The following is a 17,799-nucleotide window of genomic DNA, read 5'->3' as shown; positions in this document are numbered from 1 at the left end:
AAGACGGTCGAGAGTCCGCCGCGGCTCTCTAGTTTTTTACACAGACGCCCAAGTTGGAGCCAGCAATCACTTGGCGGCAGGTCGCCCCTGTGTCGCAAGAATTGGCTTGGCTCAAAATGCAGCTGCGGGTCAGGTTCTGGGAGCAAGAACCGAAGCTGTTGGGTGCCGATGGAATATTGGAATACTGAGGGAAGTTGGTCGCCACTTGAGGTGCCGCCGGAACGTAGCTCCAGATGTAACCGTAAGTGTAACCATTGCTGTAAGACCAGTAGAACAACTGACCTGGAGGATTATCATAGATCAAGTTCTGCTGAATACAGCCTAGGCCCATCGTGCCGTTGTAGGTCGGAAGATAGTTGCGAGGGCATCCGCAGAAACCCTGATCCATAAAGACGTTATTGTAGTTGTAGCCGTAATTGTAGCCATAGCCGTAGCCGTTGATGTACGGGAAGCTATAAGGCTGGAAGCCCTGATAATAGCCATAGGCATTTGTATTACAGTTTGTAGTTCCGTTGATACAGTTCAGTTGCAACGGAGTTGTGGCTGTCGTTTGATTTGTGCCGCCGCCATCTTTGTCCGGTTGGCAGGCTGCCAAAGCGAAGACAGTGAAAACCAAATAAATGAGCCTTTTCATAAAGCACTCCCATAGTTAAAAAATCTTTCAACAAAGTTACCTACTCCAAGTTTCGTGCCCTCGATGCAGATACTCAGGTGCCATATATTCGTCCTCACTCCCAGAATTTACAAAAAAAAGCCCTAAATCGTCACTGAGCGCCCTAAAAGGTACGAACCTACTTTCGGGTTGGCAGATGGCTGGATCCCCTTTACCCTATGGGGGTAATGTTCGAAAGGAGTCGATCATGATGAAGTACATTGGATGTGTGATGGCTTTGCTTATGGCTGTACCTGGCCAGGCGGCGATTTCTTCTAAAAATACAAAACCTGTTGCGACAAAAATTCTGAGTGGTGAAGGCGCAAGCTTCGGCGGTTTGGCTGGCAGTTCCTTCACGTTGGTGGATGTGCGCAGAACTGCAGATGCCAAAAAGAAAGTCGAACGACTGGTGTTTGATGTCGGTGATATGAACGGAGCTCCATTGCGGGGGTGGCCGGGATATTATTATGCAGAGCTAAAAAAGAATCCTCAGCGTTTGGTGATCGATTTTGCGCAAATGCCTCGTTCAAATGTGGACCAGAGCAAACTGGCGGCGATCATGAAGTCCTCTATGGCGGTGTCCCGCACGCAGATGAGCTTGGATCCGGTGGACAGTTCTTTGAACCTGACCATGGATCTGAAGAAGAACACGAAGGTGCGTGTTTATCAGGTCGCGGGTAAAAAAAGCACCAGCAAAGTCGTCGTCGATTTGATCACGGAGTAGGAAGTGAGTGCTCGCGTCCTAATTTCAGCGGTCCTGCTCTTGACGGCAACTTCGGCTCAGGCTCGCGTCTTCAATATCAATAAAGAAACTTTTGCCGCCTACTTCGGTGTGGGGGCGGGTGGTTCCCAGGTTGGAACGGGTGCCTTGGACAATGAGGCCTCTAGTAGCGTCACGTACAGTGGCACTGTGAACTATAACTATACGGGCGAGTTCGGATTTATTTATTCACGTCCCGCAGCCAGTCTGCGTTTTGGATTTGAGGTTTTGAAGCCTACAAATCTGGAAGGCTCCAGTGCTGAAAATGCGGGGACAGAACTTTACAGCGCCAACAGTGAAATTCTGGGCTATGCCCCGAAGATTGCGCTGGAGCTGAATCTGCATGGCAATAACACCTCTCGGTCCTTTGTGTCTGTGGGTGTGGGAACCGCCAGCATCACTTTGAAAAATGACTACACGCTGACGGCGGCAGGCCAAGCGGCTTATCCCGGGGTTGCAGATCACGGAATTGAGGCCAAAGGCTCTGCGACGATGATCAATGCCTCTTTGGGGTATGAGGGACTGCTGACTGACACGACCACGATTGTAGTGGAGTTTGGCTATCGTCAACTGAACATCGACAATCTGGAATACACCAAGTCGGTCACAACATTTAAAGGTCCGGTCAGTAGCGGTGACAAGGTCACTGACATTTCCGGTGGCAGTCGGGACTTGAATCTTTCCGGCGGCTATATCACTCTGGGTTTCCGTTTTTATCTCTAAAGGAGTCAGCAGCATGAGTGCTCTTTATCGTCTTAAGGGACTCGAATATTCGTATCTGTGGAACGGTGAACAAGTGCCGGTTCTTAAAGGCATTGATCTGGAGCTGGAAAAAGGATGCTTCACCTGCATCGTCGGACCCAGTGGAACTGGAAAAACCACGTTGTTGAATCTGTTGGGACTGATCGACACCCCCAGCAACGGACATCTGGAGTTTGCCGGTGAAGACGTCACACACTTGAAGGAATCCGAAAAAGAAAATGTCCGTCTGCATAAGGTCGGCTTTGTTTTTCAATCTTTCTATCTGATTCCGACGTTAACGGTTCTGGAAAACACGTCTTATTTCTTGCCTTCTTTGGGTTATAACCAGGTCAATGCGCACAAAGTGGCGATGGAAACGCTGGACCTGCTGGGGCTGGCGGACCATGCGAAAAAGAAACCTCTGGAACTTTCCGGCGGCCAACGCCAGCGCGTCGCGATTGCACGTGCGATCGCGAAAAAGCCGGCAGTGGTTCTGGCCGACGAACCCACGGCCAATCTGGATTCGGTAACGGCGGAAAAGACCATCAACGCATTTAAAGAATTGCAGAAGTCTGAAAATACCAGCTTCATTTTCTCAACTCATGATTCGCATCTGGTCAGCTTTGCCAAGTCTGTGTATCGCATGAAAGACGGGCAGATTGATAAAGGAGCTGTGTAATGTTGGAACTTCTGAAAATCTCCTGGAGAAATCTGTTTCGTAATCCGCGCAGAACCTGGGCCAGTCTTTGTACGGTGGCTTTGGGGGCGGCAGGTCTTTTGATCTATCAAGGATTCAACACCGGAGTGATGAATCAGTACCGCGAAAACGTCATTCACGGTTACTACGGATACGGTCAGGTGTTTCCGCAAAACTATTACGGCAAGGTTCATGAAACGCCGTGGAAACTGTGGTTTGAAAACCCCGAAGAGATCGAACAGCAGATTCGCAGCTCTTCGGCAGTGACTCAGGTGTTCCCGCGCGTGTCCTTCTACTCGTTCATTGTTAAGGGAGGTATCACCCTGGGCGGTAAAGGGGAGGGTGTTATTCCGGAAAGAGAAAACACTTTCTTTACGGAAATGAACTTTATCGAAGGTCATGATCTGCAAGGACAGGATCAGATCATTCTTGGAAAAGGTCTGGCGGAAAGTATTGATGCCAAAGCGGGTGATGTGGTGACGCTGCTGACCCAAACAGTGAACGGACAGTTAAACGGTGCGGATCTGACTGTGGCCGGGATCTTCTTCACGGGTAAAAAGATCATTGATGATTCTTTCTATCGCGTGGATTTAAAACAAGCCCAGCAGTTGTTGGACACCAATCGTGTGGAAATGTTCTCGCTGGCAACCAAGGGTGTGGAAGCTTGGCCTCAGGTGGACAGTGACCTGCGCAAAGTGAATCCACAACTGGAATCCGTTCCGTTTGAGATTCTGGATAAGAACTATTATCAGAACTCGGTGGACTTCCTGAATGCGCAATTTTCTTTCATCAGATCCATCATTCTTGTGATTGTCGCGATGGGGATCTTCAATGTGATTTCCACAGGCTTGCTGGAAAGAGCGGGCGAGATGGGGGCTTTGCGCGCCAATGGTGAAAAGCGTAGCCGTCTGTTTAAGATTCTGATGATCGAAAACAGTTTGCTGGGTATTTTGGGTGGATTCCTAGGGATTTGCATCGCGATTTTGGTGGATGCTACATTGCTGCGACAGGGGATTCCGATGCCACCAGCTCCGGGGATCACTCGTCAGTTCTTTGTCTTTCTGGATATTCAGGCGGGACACTATATCCAGGCCTTGTTGTTGCCGATGATTGCCACTGTCCTAGCGAGCTTGTGGCCAGTGCGGAAGCTTTTAAAGAAATCAATTCCGGAACTTTTACGCTCAACATAAAATATTTCAAAGAAAAAGCGGTCACGAAGGCCGCTTTTTTATTCTGTTTTCGCAATACCCGCACTGTTGAATTTTTGCACGCGGCTGTTGCCGAACTCGGCGACGTAGATATTTCCAAAATCGTCCAGAGTGATTCCTGTGGGCTGTGTCAGTTGGCCAAAGCTTATTCCGGGCTGACTGATGGTGGTGATGCTTTGGCCTGCGGGATTGAGTCTGGTGATATTATTGTTTGCGAGATCGGTGACGAAAATTTCATCCTGGGCATTGATGGCGACACCGAAGGCCATATCAATGCCTTCCTGACCGGCAGGAAGCTCCCATGCGACTGTGTTGTCGGCATTGACTTTGACCAACGCGCGATAGGGCCCCAGAATGACCGCGCTGGCAGAGTCGACGATAACGACACCGCCGTCTTTGGTGACAGAAATTCCAACAGGAGCAGCAACTTTACCCTGCGCCAAAGTGCCCAGAGGATCTCCGGCTGTTGAAAATTTTTTGATTTTCTTATTTGCAGCATCAGGGGCGTAGATAGTTCCCTTACTGTCACAGTGAAGATCATAAAAGACTGTACCCGTCGCAAAAGTCAGATCCTTAGCGCCATTCTTATCAAAGCGCTTGATGCCTCCTGCAAACTCGCTGACATAGGTGTTGCCGGCATTGTCTCGCGCCACTGCCAGTGGCTGTTTTAACGTGGGCCCAAAGCTGCGCAGGGGCATCCCGGTATCCCGGTCGAAGACCCGAACGTCACTCCAGTGCCCTGCAAAAATCTCGTTTCCAACCACAGAAAAAGTCAATGGATTGCCGACAGGTAAATAAGCCGTACCGCCACCCAAAGCGCCATCTTGAGAGTACACAGTCGCGCCGCTGCTATTCAGTGCAAGAAGCCGAGTGCTGCCGCCACCAATTTCGGCAATCAGAATTTTTCCATCGTCCAGAACTGCAAGGTCCCCCGTTTGAGAGCTCTGAGGAAGAAGAATTTGGGAGTCATAGCTCCCATCGGGTTTAAACTTTTGCAGGCGCTGAGATGCCCCATCGGTCGCCCAGATATACCCGCCGGAATCGACAGTGAAAGATTCCAAGTGGCCAAAGAACTCGCCGTTGCCCAGCCCGCTGCCCATTCCATAGGCCTTCATCAGATTGCCAGATGTTTTATTGTAGAGCCGGACCTGGTCGAAGTAGTACATGCCGAAATAGATATTGTCGGCGGAATCAAAACGGATTTGGTGGACGTCGGGATTTTCAAGACTTCCGCCGGACAGCTCTCGGGAGAATTCCATGAAGGTCCCCAGGGAGTTGCCATTGCTGTCAAATTTCAAAACAGACTCCGTGGAAGGAGCGGGCGAGGCTCCCTCATCGCGGGCTACAACATAGATGATCCCCTGAGAGTCCACGCCAAGAGTGGTCGGATAAAAGCTGGAATGATTAAGAAGTTGGACTTCTTTGATGGTCGTGCCTTCAGACGTATAGATCAGAATTTTCTTTTTAAGTGTATCAAGGGCGACAAATCTATTACCTGTGGACGGGCGGATCTTTGCTATTTCCTCAGCAGCAAAGGGCGCTTTCCCCAAGGGAAAGTTGCCTTTGATCTCTTTTGGTAGTTGCTCGTCGGTTAATGATGCTGGCGATATTTTGCCAAAAGTATCCAGACTCAAAGTGCAGGCCGAGTTAAAAATTAGAATAGTCAGGATGAGGATTATTTTAATCGATCCATCGAGCATATTGCTGCCTTTGTGATAGAATAACGTCCAGCTTCATAAGACTTTTCGGAGTTAAACCAAGGGTCCTCGAGTTATTCCGAGCAAAGTTAGCATCCTAAGAGCTTTTTACTGCTCCGGGAAATCCCCTCAGAAGCGTTACGGGCCGGTAAGAAAGCTCAAGGATTGTTTCTGAGTCGGATACCAGCAGACGTTGTCTCAAAGTGATCACTTTTTAGTCAGCAGTGCCAAAATGACGTTTTAGCCCCACTTCTAGAGTCTGAAATCTAATTCAATGGTTCCCATGGCCTTCAGAATGCGGTACGGGACTTGCTTGGTCCTTCTTACGGAGTGAAATAATATGCGAGTCTCTGTCCTGGTGAATTCAAAAGCAGGCTCTGTGAATGCAGAGTTGATCGAGGCGAAGGTGCGTGAAGCTCTTTTCCGCTGCGATCTGCGTTTCTGTCGTCCTTCGACGATGATGGAGATGTTTGATTTTGTTCAGGAAGAGATGGCCCAGAAAACCGACCACTTTATTATTTGTGGTGGGGATGGGACCATCAATGTAACTTTGCAGTGCCTGATGAAATATCAGGATGGTGCACATATTCCACCAATAGCCATTGTTCGCTCTGGAACTGCGAACGATCTGGCGCATGAGATTGGTGTTTCTCATCGAATCGATACCGCTGTCCGCAATATCTTTGAAGGTGTCGTTAAGAATATTGATGTGATTGAAATCACAGCTCAGGATCAGCGTGCATTCATGCTGACAAACGGAGGCCTGGGGCTTCCGGCGAAAGCGGCAGAGCTGGCGAATAAATTCCGCTCCAATTTGCAGGCATTGGCGAACAACCCGAAGTCGGCAAAGGCGTATCGTTTCCTGGCGGAAAAAAGCTATCATGCCGTGAAGAAAATGGGTCCGAGCGTTTATTCCATGATGACCGCCGAGGCGATCCGCACCTGGAACCCCGAGGGCTGGGGTTTGGAAATTGAAATTCCCGGTAAGGTGAACGTTGAAACGACCTCTCCTATTGTCCTGGTCAACAATCAGCAGAAAATCGGTTCCAGCTTTGTACCGGCTCCATTCACATCCAACACCGATGGAACTGTAAATTTACTTCTATCTGAAACCAACAATATCCCTTCGCAGGCTTTGGCGGCTTATCATATACGTCGAGGCACCGTCGAGAAGTCTCCGGCATTTAAGTCTTTTGAACTCAAAGAGTTCAGACTAAAGAGCCAGAATCCCCAGCGCTCTTTGACTTTCTTTGGGGATGGCGAGATCCTTCTCAGAGACGTTCAGGAAATCACAGTCCGCTGCATTCATCGCGGACTTCCCGTGATGGTCCGGCAATAGTTCTATCTGGAGGTCACAGTGACCAAACCACGCATTCTCGTTACCGGGGGCACAGGCTTCCTCGGCAAACGAGTTCTTCCTTTGCTTCGTGAAAAATTCGAAGTCGATGTGTTGTCCCGTTCTGGCAAGACAGAAGTCCAGGGGGATTTGTGCCAGTGGAATGCCGGTCTGGACCTGGATGCGTTGCGGGCCAAGAACTACTCCGTCTTTTTGCATATGGCAGGTCTGTATGATCTGACGGCGGCGAAGGTCGATTGTTATCAGCATAATATTTCGGCAATGGGGACAGCCCTGAAGGTTGCCGAAGCTCTGCACATTCCCTTCTTCGTTAATACCAGTACCGTTGCGGCCGGAATCAACTCCAACTTGGGAGTAGTTCGTCCTCACGATTTGAATTTTGCCAAACCTTTCCCTGATGCCTACTCTGAATCCAAAGCGCATGGCGAGCAGGTTCTGCACAATTGGCCGGTGGAGTACACCACCGGGCGCATCAATCTGCGTTTGGGAGTTCTGGTCGGTGACACCAAAACAGGGGCGATTGAAAGAATCGACGGGCCTTATCATGCGGCAGAAGCTTTCAATAAAATTCGCGCAGTGGTGGAATCCATTCCGACGTCGCTGCCACTTCCAGGAAATGAAAAGACCCGCTTGCCCTTGGTGCCAGTGGACAAATGTGCGGAAGCGATTGTGAAGTTTTGCGAGTGGGCCGAGCAAACTAAACCGCAGGGGTATCAGAGCTTCCATGTGACTCCGAATCAGGGGTTGGCGATCCGTGATCTTTACACGTCCGCCTTGAAATCCCAGGCGATCCCACACAAGGGTGTTGTCCTGGTGGATAAGATTTCTGAAGCTTTAATTTTGAAAATTTCCAGTTTCATCGCGCGATTCCCGGAAGAAGAATTGCACTATCTGATGAACTTCCCGGTTTACGACACCACGGCAACTCGTGAAATATTAGGCGAAACGTGGTGCCCTGAATTCTTCCAATACGAACAAAAGTTTTGGAGCGGCTATGAAGCGTACGTATCGAATCGCTGAGATCAGTTTTGGTCGCCCGCACTGGGATGCCGCTTATGAATTTGACTTCGCGGGGGACCATTACGAGGTTCAACGTTTTAGCGCCAACTTCTCTGTGGAAACGGTGAAAAGACTGATCGCAACCCTGCGTAATCAGGTCGATGCCTTTGCTTTAACCAGCTTGCCACCGGTGATCAAGTTGGATCAGAAAAGTTATGTGCACAGGCAGTATCTTGAAATTATGGCAACACCTTCGCCGGTGCCGTTATGCGACGGAACGGGATTGCGTGAAATTGCCAATATCAACTCGCTGGTAAAACATATCGAATCCGGCAGTATTCAGCCCGAGCGGGGAACCTTCTTCCCAACAGCCGTGCTTTCAACGGAACTGGAAGAATACATTCGCCACCGTTATCGCAAGTCCGTGTATATCGGGGATGCCTATTCGTTGCTGGGACTTCCGTGGATGATTCAGCCCTTTCCGGGGTTGATGACGATTTCAAAGCTGGCTTTGAACGTCGCCAACATCAAGGATCTTAAAAACAACACTCCGTTGGCACAAAGTAAGTTGCAGAGAATCAGTCGTTCTTCTTTGGCAGCCCAGGTCGAAGACGTACAGTACGTCTTCTGCGATCTGCCTCTTTTGTTACTCTTTGATGCAGCGACGGATTTTGTGCGAGGCAAGGATCTGGTGATCTGGTCATCGCATCCTGCGATGGAAGAAGAGGCCAAAAAGTATTCCCCACGCAGCATCATCAATTTGTTTCCGGAAAACTATCGAGTGCATCCGTACATGAACTATTCTGTTTTGGATGCGATGTTGCGCCTGTCCCATAAACGCACGGCTGCTTTATCCATCGAAGAATGGGAACAGCTTATCACTGAAGATGTGGAAATCCGTCAGGTGGCGCGTAAATATGTGATGACTCGAAACTCGTCCACTCAGACAAAGATTTCCCAAGGAATCAATTCTGTTCGCAATAAAGTATTTAAGCAGCCCGAACCTGACTTTGCCTTTGTGATTCATGCGCTGTCACACAATGACTTTATGCATGTCCCAGGATTGGGTGTTCTGAAGCACATGCCGAAAGAGTGGAATGATTCCTTCGACCGTATGGCTGCGAAAGCTCCGCCATTTGTCTATGGCCACATCAAGCACATCATCAGTGCGGAAAGTGGCAAAGAGATCAACGGAATCATTTATGCTTTACCTGCGACACCGAAGGTGCTGAAAGCTTCTGATCCGGAAGTGATCTACCGCAAGATTGAAAATATCTGCTACGACGCTGCCAACAGGGGCGCGAAAATGATCGGCCTGGGTGCTTACACTAAAATTGTGGGTGATCAGGGTGTGACGATCAATCAGAACAGTCCGATTCCGGTGACAACTGGAAACAGCCTGAGTGCTTCGGCCACCTTATGGGCCTTGGCGGACGTCGTGCAACGAATGCATCTGTTAAAGCAGAATCCAGAAACAGGTTATGTCGATGGCATGGCCATGGTTATCGGGGCCACGGGCTCCATCGGAAAAGTTTCCGCCAAGCTGCTTTCCATGATCTTTAAAAAACTGTGCCTGGTGGCGCCACGTTTGAACCGTCTGGAAGAACTGAAGCAGGAAATCCAGGCGATGTCGCCGAAGTGTGAAGTCATTGTGACTACGGACGCCAACGAACTGGCTCCGGACGCCGATGTCTTGGTGACGGCGACCTCTGCATTTGATCAGAAGATAGTGGACGTAATGCGCTTGAAGGCGGGTGCTGTGGTCTGCGATTGTTCGCGTCCACTGGATTTTGATATCGAAGACGCCAAGAAACGTCCGGATGTTTTGATCATAGAGTCAGGTGAAGTTGTTTTGCCGGGACCTGTGGAAATGAACTTTGAAATGGGTCTGCCCGGCAAAGCCGTATATGCCTGTCTTGCAGAAACAGCCTTGTTAACCTTGGAAGGTCAGTACGAGCCTTTCACCATGGGGCGTGATATTGAATGGAACAAGGTCAAACAGATCTATCGCATGGCCAGACGTCATGGGGTTCAGTTGGCCGCGATCCAGGGGCACACCGGCATTATTACCGACAAGGAAATTGCCCTGACCCGGGAACTGGCATTATCTAGAAGAAAGAAATAAGGAGATGTCATGAAGACACTTTTGGCGATCAGCAGCTTGTTTATCTCTTTGCATGCATTTGCAGAAAACCCGGCGGAGTGGGTGAAGAAGGCTGATAATATCCGCAACCCTGCAGAATCCTACGAAATGAAGATCAAAGTGGAAACATCGGAAAACACGTCGGTGTTTCAGGTGTATTTGAAAGGTCAAGACAAGACCCTGATCGTGACCAAAGAGCCCGCGCGCGACAAGGGCCGCAACATGTTGATGCTGGATCGTGACTTCCATGCTTATGTGCCGAATCTGAAGCGTTCCATGCGCTTGTCTTTGGCGCAAAAGCTTAGCGGTCAGGTGGCGAACGGGGATATCTCGCGCACACGCTGGTATGGGGACTACGACGTGACGAAAGAAGCCGAGACTCCAGAGGAAGTGCAGTTGCTGCTGAAGGGCAACAAAGACAACCTGACTTATGCGTGGGTTCGTCTTTGGTTGAAAAAGGGAACCTTTGCTCCGCAGCGAGCCGAGTATCTGGGGCTCAATGGCAAAACTGTTCTGAAGCGCGCCAGCTTTGAAGACTATAAGAACATCTCCGGCGCGGTTCGCCCGACGACTTTGAAAATTGAAGACACCAACAAGCAGGTCAGCCACATCCGCATTCTTTCCATGGACAAGAAGGACTTCAGTGATTCGTTCTTCACGGTTCGTAACATGGAGAGCATGAAGTAAAGTGCTGCGCCTGATTCCGTTATTTCTTTTATTGCTGACTCCGATTGCGAGAGCGGACCTGGTGTTCGCGCCTCGCTACGAGTACATTCGTGGCAAAGAAGATGAACTGGCGAATCGTTTGATCGTTAAAGGCAAGCTCAACAGCAATGTGGGGCCTTTCGGCATTTTCGTGGAAGGTTTCGGCGAGTTTGAAGCCAACGAAGATCAGGCCTTTATCAGGAAGTCCCCATCGCGGGGCTATCTGCAGGAAGCTTACTTTGAATTTAAGCTGGATTCCTTTTATGTACGGGTGGGCCGTCAGGCCATTCGCTGGAGCGAAATGTGGTCTCAGCCTTCTTTAGACGTGTGGTCCGGCAGACGCTGGTCGCGTTTGTTCTTTGATCCGTTTCAGGATCAGTTGACTCATCCGACGGGGGCTTCTTTTTCCTATGCCCGTGAAAGCTGGTCCCTGGATCTGGTGGGAATTGGAGAAACTGCAGAGACCACGTACCCTGTCCCGGTGCCTGATTTTAAAGAAGATAAAAACACAAGTTTTGGCGGTCGTTTAAAGGCCGATGTGTGGGGCTTCAGTCTGTCGGCAATGACCGCGCAGATTCTGAACGTCAATCACTATGGTGTGACGGCCAACTACGCCTTTGAATATGCCGTGCCGAAGTTTGAATATGGCTATGTGGATGATACGACGTTGCCGGATTCAGTGAAAAGTGATCGCAGCTTCGGGACTTTGGGGATGGATCTGTTTCTGGGGAACTGGATCGTATTGCCGCAGGTGACTTACTTCCAGGTGAACAGCCTGATGAAATCTGAATATCAGATGTCGTATTACGTCAGTGCCCAGTGGAATCCCAACAGGCACGATGTGTTTATGCAGGTCTATCAGAATGTTTCGACCAAGGATCTTTTTGTGAATGCCAGTTATGGTTACAACTGGACGGATTATTTAACCACGTCAGTCTTTGCCCAGAACTATCAGGGCAGTGACGGTGGACTTTATGATATGTATGAACAAATCACCGGAGGCACTGTTATCGGCCTTCGTTTGGAAATGACAGGCAGTTTGCCTTTTTAACAGGAGTCGGGAATGGCAAAGGAATACTTTTCAGATTTAAATTACACGCTGTCGAACGAAGACACCCGTATCGAGTTTGACCTTTTACCCGAAAATGCCACGCGTGTTTTCAGTATCGCTGGTTCCGGAGCCCGTTGCCTGCCCTTGATTGCGCGCAATCCTAAAAATCTGGATGTGATCGATATGTCGGTGTCTCAGCTCTATCTTTGTGAGCTGCGCTTGCAGGCGATGAAGACTTTGACCTATGAAGAATATCTGTTCCTTTTGGGTTATCGCGGGGCTTTGCAAAGCGGCTACGATGAAGGTGACAATCGTGTTGAGCTGTATCAACGCTTAAAGCTTTCACCGGAAGCCACGCAGTATTGGAATGACCGTGTGGACGGCTGGAAAGGCAAAGGCTTTATCCTGCTGGGGCGTTGGGAGTCCCACTTCCAGAAGCTGGGCTATCTTTTCCGCGATGTTTTGCAATGTGACTTTAGCAAGGTCTTTGCCGCGCAAAGTTTGAATGAACAGATCGAACTTTATGAAAAGCACTGGCCTAAAATCCGCTGGAACAGTTTCATTCGGGTTGCAGCCAGCGAATTTGTTTTTAACAAATATCTGTACAAGGGCCATTTCAGTGGTCGCTCCGAGCATAAAACTGAAGAACGTGCCCCCTGGCAGTTTATCATGGAAGAATTCGACCGTATTTTCCGCTCGCAGTTGGTGCGCAAGAACTATTTCATGCAGATCCTTTTCCTGGGACGTATTGCTTATGAAGAAGGTCTTCCCTTGGAAGCACACGAGCATATTGTGGCTGCGGTGAAAAAGTCCAAAACGGAAGTGCGCTATCTGCACGGGAATCTTCTGGAAGAGCTTCCAAAGCATGCCTATGACTTTATTTCTTTGTCCGATACGATTTCTTATCTGGAACAGCGGGATGCCAACCAGATTCTGCAACGTTTGAATCCGGAATCCAAAGTCGGGACTCAGATGGTGATTCGTTCCTTTATGCGGGCGCCGACGGCGATTGATCTGAAGGGATGGACCGAGCTGATTGATACGAATCAGTGGGCCCAAAGAAAAGATGGAACTGGTGTTTACCAGTTCCATATATTTAAAAAGGACTAAGACTTAAAACTACTTGTTGGTGCACGTCACGTCGATGACGTCACCATCAAGAGCCAGCACACCTTGACCTGTTTTCAGATTGTAATTCAGAATCACGCCACGGGATGAATTTCCGCCGTCCAAATCATTGTCTCTGACTGCGACCACAGATCCATTGTGGTTCTGCAGAACCAGGAAGCGTTCTTTTTTCTCACTCAGATAGTGCACAGTCACAGTTTCTTCGCCGCCATCGCGATCCAACGTCATGAAGTCAATTTTGTGAGTTTGCGTCGTACACTCCAAGCCATGGGCTGACGCTGTCGTTGCTGAAAAACCAATCGCAAGCAAAAGTAGAGATGACAGAAATTTCATTTAAATACTCCGATATTTTTAGTTAAACACACCTGGGGAATTGCCATTTCCATGCCCACTCGAAGAGACGTTGAGGCTCAGAAGAGGTCTTAGGGCCTGTCTAAAAACGAGACAAGTGACTTTTCTGAGTTGTTGTTGAGAAGCAAAGATGTCTAGAAAGTTGACACTCTTGGGCCTGCCGCTGAAGTCTTTTCATGCGAAAAAGCCCGTATCTGAGGGGACTTTTGGAAACGGGCCGGGGTGTGGTAGAACCTTTCTCGCTTTAATAGATATCTCTAGAGATGGGGTTGTTATGAAGATGAAACTTCTTGTGGGCGCTTTGGCGTTAGTGATGGGCACCTGGGCGCAAAAGGGTGAGGCGTACTTTATTGCCTCTGAACCGGCTAAACTTCGTCCTGGCGTTCCTACGGACGTCTTTGTCGCGGGCTTTGGTAACGATCAGGGAACTCAGTTCCTGAAATCTGCGATCCTGGGTGCGGCAGTCTCCCGTGATCGTTTCCCGCAAAGACAACGTGTGATCATCAGTGCAGTGAACGAATCCTTCGCAATGGAAAGAGCCATGCTGGCCAAAGAAGGCTTTGGTTTCCGTAAAGAGGACAACGATGATCTGGGCAAAGAACGCCTGGTGCTGGCTCTGCAATATTTGAATGTTCCTGTCAGCTCTTTGCAGTTCTATGGACATGCGAATACCTATAACGGCTTCCGTCTTCAGGATAAACGCGACCGTTTGGATCACGAAGATCCGGAATTTGCTGAAATCGGCAAGGTTCTGGCGCCGAATGCCTTTGTGGTTTTCCATTCTTGCAACTCTGGCTGGCTTCTGGCTCCAGCGGCCGCTCAACTATGGCGTCGCCCGGTATTTGGATCCTTCGCATCTTCTGACTTTCAGGAAATGATGAGCGATGGCAACTGGTACTATCATGATGTGGGCTACTATCCGGAAAATCTGAGCCGTATCGGAACGACATCTCGTATTACTCAGAAAACTCAGGAGTGTACGACGAAGAAATGTTTGCGTTTGAAACCAGTGAACTCTCCTTATGTGGATTCTTTCGGGACCTTCACGCGCGGCCTTGGTTTCTATAAAGTCTTCTCTCCGGTGGATGCTTTGATTCCTCAGGCGACAATTCATTTCACCTTGCTGACTCCGACAGTGAAGCCTCTGACTTTGCAATCTTCACGTGCGGATATGATCGAAGCGGTGAAAGACTGGATGTGTCCTTCAGATAAAAGTGGCACCAGACGTCGCGCTTGTTCTGAGGCTATCGATGCTCAGGCCTTCGTGAGCAATCCGACCCTGAGCTTCTTCAATGGTAAAGCGGTGGCTTGTAACAACACTCGTTGTTCGACAGTGACGAAGTGTAAAGTTCTCAAGAAATTGATTGGAGCTGTGCCGTGCACAACGGTGGATCTGGATGACAAGGTGTCCACAGTTTTCTCGGACCAGATGAAGGCGATCTTCAAAGGTCTTGAGCAGTTTGAACTTGGAACATTGAATCTTTAAGAAAATAAAAGTACCTGCTCACTTTTGCAGAAGCAGCGAGTTATTTGTCCGAAGTTCGGAATTTAAAAAAAGTGAAACGGCCCTAAAATGGGCCGTTTTCTATTTTACCGCAGAGCTTCGGCAAAAGTGAGCAGGTACCTTTTTTCTACTCGATGATTTTGATTGTTCCGGCTTTGGCGTCAATGCGGATCCTCATGCCGGTTTTTAGTTTTTTGGTCAGTCCCGGGATACTGACAATCGCCGGAATTCCCATTTCGCGGGCCACAATGGCCGAATGTGAAAGCAGACTTCCGCGCTCTACCAGCAGACCTGAAATGGATGGATAAAGTGGTACCCATCCTGGGTCCGTACGGGCCGTGACCAGAATCTCGCCGTTTAGTTCCAGATTATCGCTTGGATTGATGATCACTTTCACCACACCTTCCAGCACTCCTGGACAGCAAGGCAGACCCTTTAAGTCCCAGTCGCCGGTTTCGGACGAGGCGGGCAGCTCTTCCTCTTTAATGAACTGATTGTTCCAATACACAGCTCCGCGAGTCAGAACGCGTGGGTCAGTTTCTTCGCCAAAGCGGGCATAGTCTTTCTTGCGTAATTCGATGAAGGCCTTTAGGTCGAAGGACGGCAAGGTTCCATTATAGATCCCGAAGACCTCTTCAATGGTCAGCCAGAAAATATCCCGTGGATGTTCCAGGGCTCCGAGCGCCGCCAGATCTTCACCGATAGACTGGAAGATGGTGCGAGCGATTCCATAGATGCGCGTTCGCGCAAAGCGGGTGTTTTCGCGATTCTTCACGGCTTTGCGGGCGTGTTTTAGCACCCAGAAGTAGATCTTCTTTTTAAAGCCGGTCAGATGGCCCGCGACTTTTTCTTCGGCCTTTTGGCGCAGATTCTTTTCGTGGCTGTCGTCGTGGACTTCGACCTGGCCGGATTTTAAATAGTTCTTCAGACAAACAAACAAATAGCTTGGGTCCGTCAGAAGATCAATTTCCTCCAGCTTCATTTCACTCATGCAGCGGAAGCCGAAGCGATCCAGATAGTCCAAGACCAGCTTATAGAACTCAGTGTACGGGGATTGATTCAAGGCCTCCAGACCCTCTTTCGGGTCCGTGGTCTCAATCAGTCGGCGCAGGCCTTCGTTCTGATTGGCTTTGTGAGCCAGTCGCAACAAGGCCTTTGTTGGTTCGGCACTTTCCAGTCCGCCTTCTCCTGCCAGCAGGTCGTTTTGAATTGTTGAATCCAGTTCCTTCAGCCACGTGGTGGTGAGCTTTCTTAGAAGTCCGAAATGCACCATACACAGGAAGTCATTGATGATCGGGGCTTTCCAGCGGCCCAGCATGTTTCTTTCCACGTCCATATAAACGCGGATCAACTGATCACCACGCATGCGTTTTAAAGGCATGGCCCGGAAGCGGTCGTAGTCCTTGTGGAAGGTCGTCAGGAAATCATCAACCACCGTCTGAATAGTGAAGTGGTACTTGATAAAATTGTACCCCGTCACCATCTTGCGCACGCGTCCCATTGGCGTGTCCCACGATGGATGCGGCTTGATGCGATCTGCGATTTCGTCACTGAGAGCTTCAGAAACACCCATCATGGTTTCCATGAATTCGCGGTTCTGTTTAAAGCCCGGCAGGACACCGACCAACTTGTACCAGTTAAAAAGATTGTAATACACGCGGCCGTTCAGCGAGCCCAGCATGTAGCTGAGGTACGAGTCCATATCCTTGATGATGTCATTGGGAACCCCCAGGACTTCACAGAACTGCACATAGACGGCTTTGTAGTTACGAAGAGCAAAACTGAAACTCAAAGGTGAGGTCAGACCGCCGTAGGATTCAATGATATTGGAATTATCCCAAAGATTCGGGTACCCGATCAGATCCTGATCCAGACTGGTCACCGGGCGGGTTTGCAGGATATAGATCTTTCCATTTTCCATGGCCCATTCGATGTCCTGAGGACGGTGATACTGTTCCTGAATCTTGTGACCAAGGCGATAAAGGCCCTGAAGCTCTTCGGAGCTCAGCGATGCCGTGTTCACTTTGTCGCTGGCGACAGGTTTCATTTCGCAATGACCTGACGCGGACTTCTTCATCATCTCTTTCTTTTCTACCAGTTCTTCACGCAGCATTTTGCCACTTTTAGCGTCGAGCCAGAATGAGTCCGCATCCAAAGCACCGGACACCAAGCCTTCACCCACCCCATAGACGGCAGAAACGACGTAGGAGTCCGTTTTCTTGGCAACCGGATCACATGTGAACAGAACACCGGACTTATCCGGGTCAATCATTCGTTGCAGCACCACGGACACAGAGATCTTTTTTAGATCAATTTTATTTTCCAGACGGTACACCAAGCCGCGCTCGGAGAAAGCCGAAGCCCAGCACTGGCGGATGTACTTGAGAATATCTTCTTTGCCGGACACATACAGAAAGCTTGAAAGCTGTCCTGCGAAGGAATGCGACAAGCTGTCTTCATCAGCGGCAGACGAGCGCACCGAGAACACGCGATCTGTGCCCAGGTCTTTCAATGCTTCCTCCAAAGAGGCCGCCACTGTTGGTGGCAATGCCGTTCTTTCAAAGAGGGCAGTGATATCTTTTTCGGCCTGGCCGGCGGTGATCTCCTGACGAAGCAGGCGATCCAGAATATTTTCCAGATTCAGTTTCACATCCGAGGATTGTAAGAAGTCGTGGAAGTATCTTTTCCCAAAGACCACCCATTCGGGCACGGGAAGACCTGCTTGTGACATCAGATAAAGATTGAAGCCTTTTCCTCCGGCCTCATTCTTCGCAAAAAACAGGGTCGATTTCGGGGTGACAAGCAT

Annotated in this window: 15 protein-coding genes; 11 read left to right on the top strand and 4 right to left on the bottom strand. The window is 49.5% G+C overall.

The window, feature by feature from the left end; all coding sequences use genetic code 11:
• Nucleotides 1–28 precede the first annotated feature (28 nt).
• Complete coding sequence (locus ACES2G_RS14735) at nt 29–634, bottom strand: hypothetical protein (RefSeq protein ID WP_374000615.1); 606 nt, start codon at nt 632–634, stop codon at nt 29–31.
• A gap of 226 nt (nt 635–860) precedes the next feature.
• Between ACES2G_RS14735 and ACES2G_RS14730 the strand changes: the two genes are divergently transcribed.
• Genes ACES2G_RS14730 through ACES2G_RS14715 form a run of 4 tightly spaced genes read left to right on the top strand, consistent with a single transcriptional unit; the run spans nt 861 to nt 4,040 of the window.
• The gene (locus tag ACES2G_RS14730) at nt 861–1,376 is read left to right on the top strand and encodes a hypothetical protein (protein WP_347358558.1); all 516 of its coding nucleotides are present in this window, start codon (nt 861–863) and stop codon (nt 1,374–1,376) included.
• Between the two features lie 3 nt (nt 1,377–1,379).
• The gene (locus tag ACES2G_RS14725) at nt 1,380–2,135 is read left to right on the top strand and encodes a hypothetical protein (RefSeq protein ID WP_347358557.1); all 756 of its coding nucleotides are present in this window, start codon (nt 1,380–1,382) and stop codon (nt 2,133–2,135) included.
• A gap of 13 nt (nt 2,136–2,148) precedes the next feature.
• Nucleotides 2,149–2,832 (top strand): ABC transporter ATP-binding protein, encoded by a 684-nt coding sequence (locus tag ACES2G_RS14720; protein WP_347358556.1) that lies wholly within the window; start codon nt 2,149–2,151, stop codon nt 2,830–2,832.
• Nucleotides 2,832–4,040 carry an FtsX-like permease family protein gene (locus ACES2G_RS14715; protein WP_347358555.1) on the top strand — a complete coding sequence of 403 codons (1,209 nt, stop codon included), beginning with the start codon at nt 2,832–2,834 and terminating at the stop codon, nt 4,038–4,040. The genes ACES2G_RS14720 and ACES2G_RS14715 overlap by 1 nt, the downstream gene beginning before the upstream one ends.
• Nucleotides 4,041–4,078: 38 nt before the next feature.
• Here the strand turns inward: ACES2G_RS14715 and ACES2G_RS14710 are convergent, their stop codons facing one another.
• The gene (locus ACES2G_RS14710; protein ID WP_374000614.1) at nt 4,079–5,758 is read right to left on the bottom strand and encodes an NHL repeat-containing protein; all 1,680 of its coding nucleotides are present in this window, start codon (nt 5,756–5,758) and stop codon (nt 4,079–4,081) included.
• 337 nt (nt 5,759–6,095) lie between these two features.
• Between ACES2G_RS14710 and ACES2G_RS14705 the strand changes: the two genes are divergently transcribed.
• The 6 genes from ACES2G_RS14705 to ACES2G_RS14680 are packed head-to-tail and all read left to right on the top strand — an operon-like array spanning nt 6,096 to nt 13,120.
• On the top strand, nt 6,096–7,094 hold the full coding sequence (locus ACES2G_RS14705; RefSeq protein WP_374000613.1) for a diacylglycerol kinase family protein: 999 nt from the start codon (nt 6,096–6,098) through the stop codon (nt 7,092–7,094).
• A gap of 18 nt (nt 7,095–7,112) precedes the next feature.
• Nucleotides 7,113–8,132 carry an SDR family oxidoreductase gene (locus tag ACES2G_RS14700; protein WP_374000612.1) on the top strand — a complete coding sequence of 340 codons (1,020 nt, stop codon included), beginning with the start codon at nt 7,113–7,115 and terminating at the stop codon, nt 8,130–8,132.
• Nucleotides 8,107–10,236, top strand: a complete 2,130-nt coding sequence (locus ACES2G_RS14695; RefSeq protein WP_347358551.1) for a dehydrogenase — start codon at nt 8,107–8,109, stop codon at nt 10,234–10,236. Before ACES2G_RS14700 ends, ACES2G_RS14695 begins: the two co-directional genes overlap by 26 nt.
• A gap of 9 nt (nt 10,237–10,245) precedes the next feature.
• On the top strand, nt 10,246–10,941 hold the full coding sequence (locus tag ACES2G_RS14690) for an outer membrane lipoprotein-sorting protein (protein ID WP_347358550.1): 696 nt from the start codon (nt 10,246–10,248) through the stop codon (nt 10,939–10,941).
• 1 nt (nt 10,942) lies between these two features.
• Nucleotides 10,943–12,010: a hypothetical protein gene (locus ACES2G_RS14685; RefSeq protein ID WP_374000611.1), complete on the top strand. Its 1,068-nt coding sequence runs from the start codon at nt 10,943–10,945 to the stop codon at nt 12,008–12,010.
• Nucleotides 12,011–12,022: 12 nt separating this feature from the next.
• The gene (locus tag ACES2G_RS14680) at nt 12,023–13,120 is read left to right on the top strand and encodes a BtaA family protein (protein ID WP_347358548.1); all 1,098 of its coding nucleotides are present in this window, start codon (nt 12,023–12,025) and stop codon (nt 13,118–13,120) included.
• A 9-nt stretch (nt 13,121–13,129) separates the two neighbouring features.
• On the opposite strand, the gene ACES2G_RS14675 is transcribed toward ACES2G_RS14680, so the two are convergent.
• Nucleotides 13,130–13,471, bottom strand: coding sequence for a hypothetical protein (locus ACES2G_RS14675; RefSeq protein ID WP_347358547.1), 342 nt, complete (start codon nt 13,469–13,471; stop codon nt 13,130–13,132).
• A 292-nt stretch (nt 13,472–13,763) separates the two neighbouring features.
• Between ACES2G_RS14675 and ACES2G_RS14670 the strand changes: the two genes are divergently transcribed.
• Nucleotides 13,764–14,975 carry a hypothetical protein gene (locus ACES2G_RS14670; protein ID WP_347358546.1) on the top strand — a complete coding sequence of 404 codons (1,212 nt, stop codon included), beginning with the start codon at nt 13,764–13,766 and terminating at the stop codon, nt 14,973–14,975.
• A 145-nt stretch (nt 14,976–15,120) separates the two neighbouring features.
• On the opposite strand, the gene ACES2G_RS14665 is transcribed toward ACES2G_RS14670, so the two are convergent.
• Nucleotides 15,121–17,799, bottom strand: coding sequence for a phosphoenolpyruvate synthase (locus ACES2G_RS14665; RefSeq protein WP_374000610.1), 2,679 nt, complete (start codon nt 17,797–17,799; stop codon nt 15,121–15,123).

This window comes from Bdellovibrio bacteriovorus, assembly GCF_041888015.1.
GTDB lineage: Bacteria > Bdellovibrionota > Bdellovibrionia > Bdellovibrionales > Bdellovibrionaceae > Bdellovibrio.
Note: the sequence above shows the minus strand (reverse complement) of the source record. Positions and strands in the feature narration are given on the sequence as shown.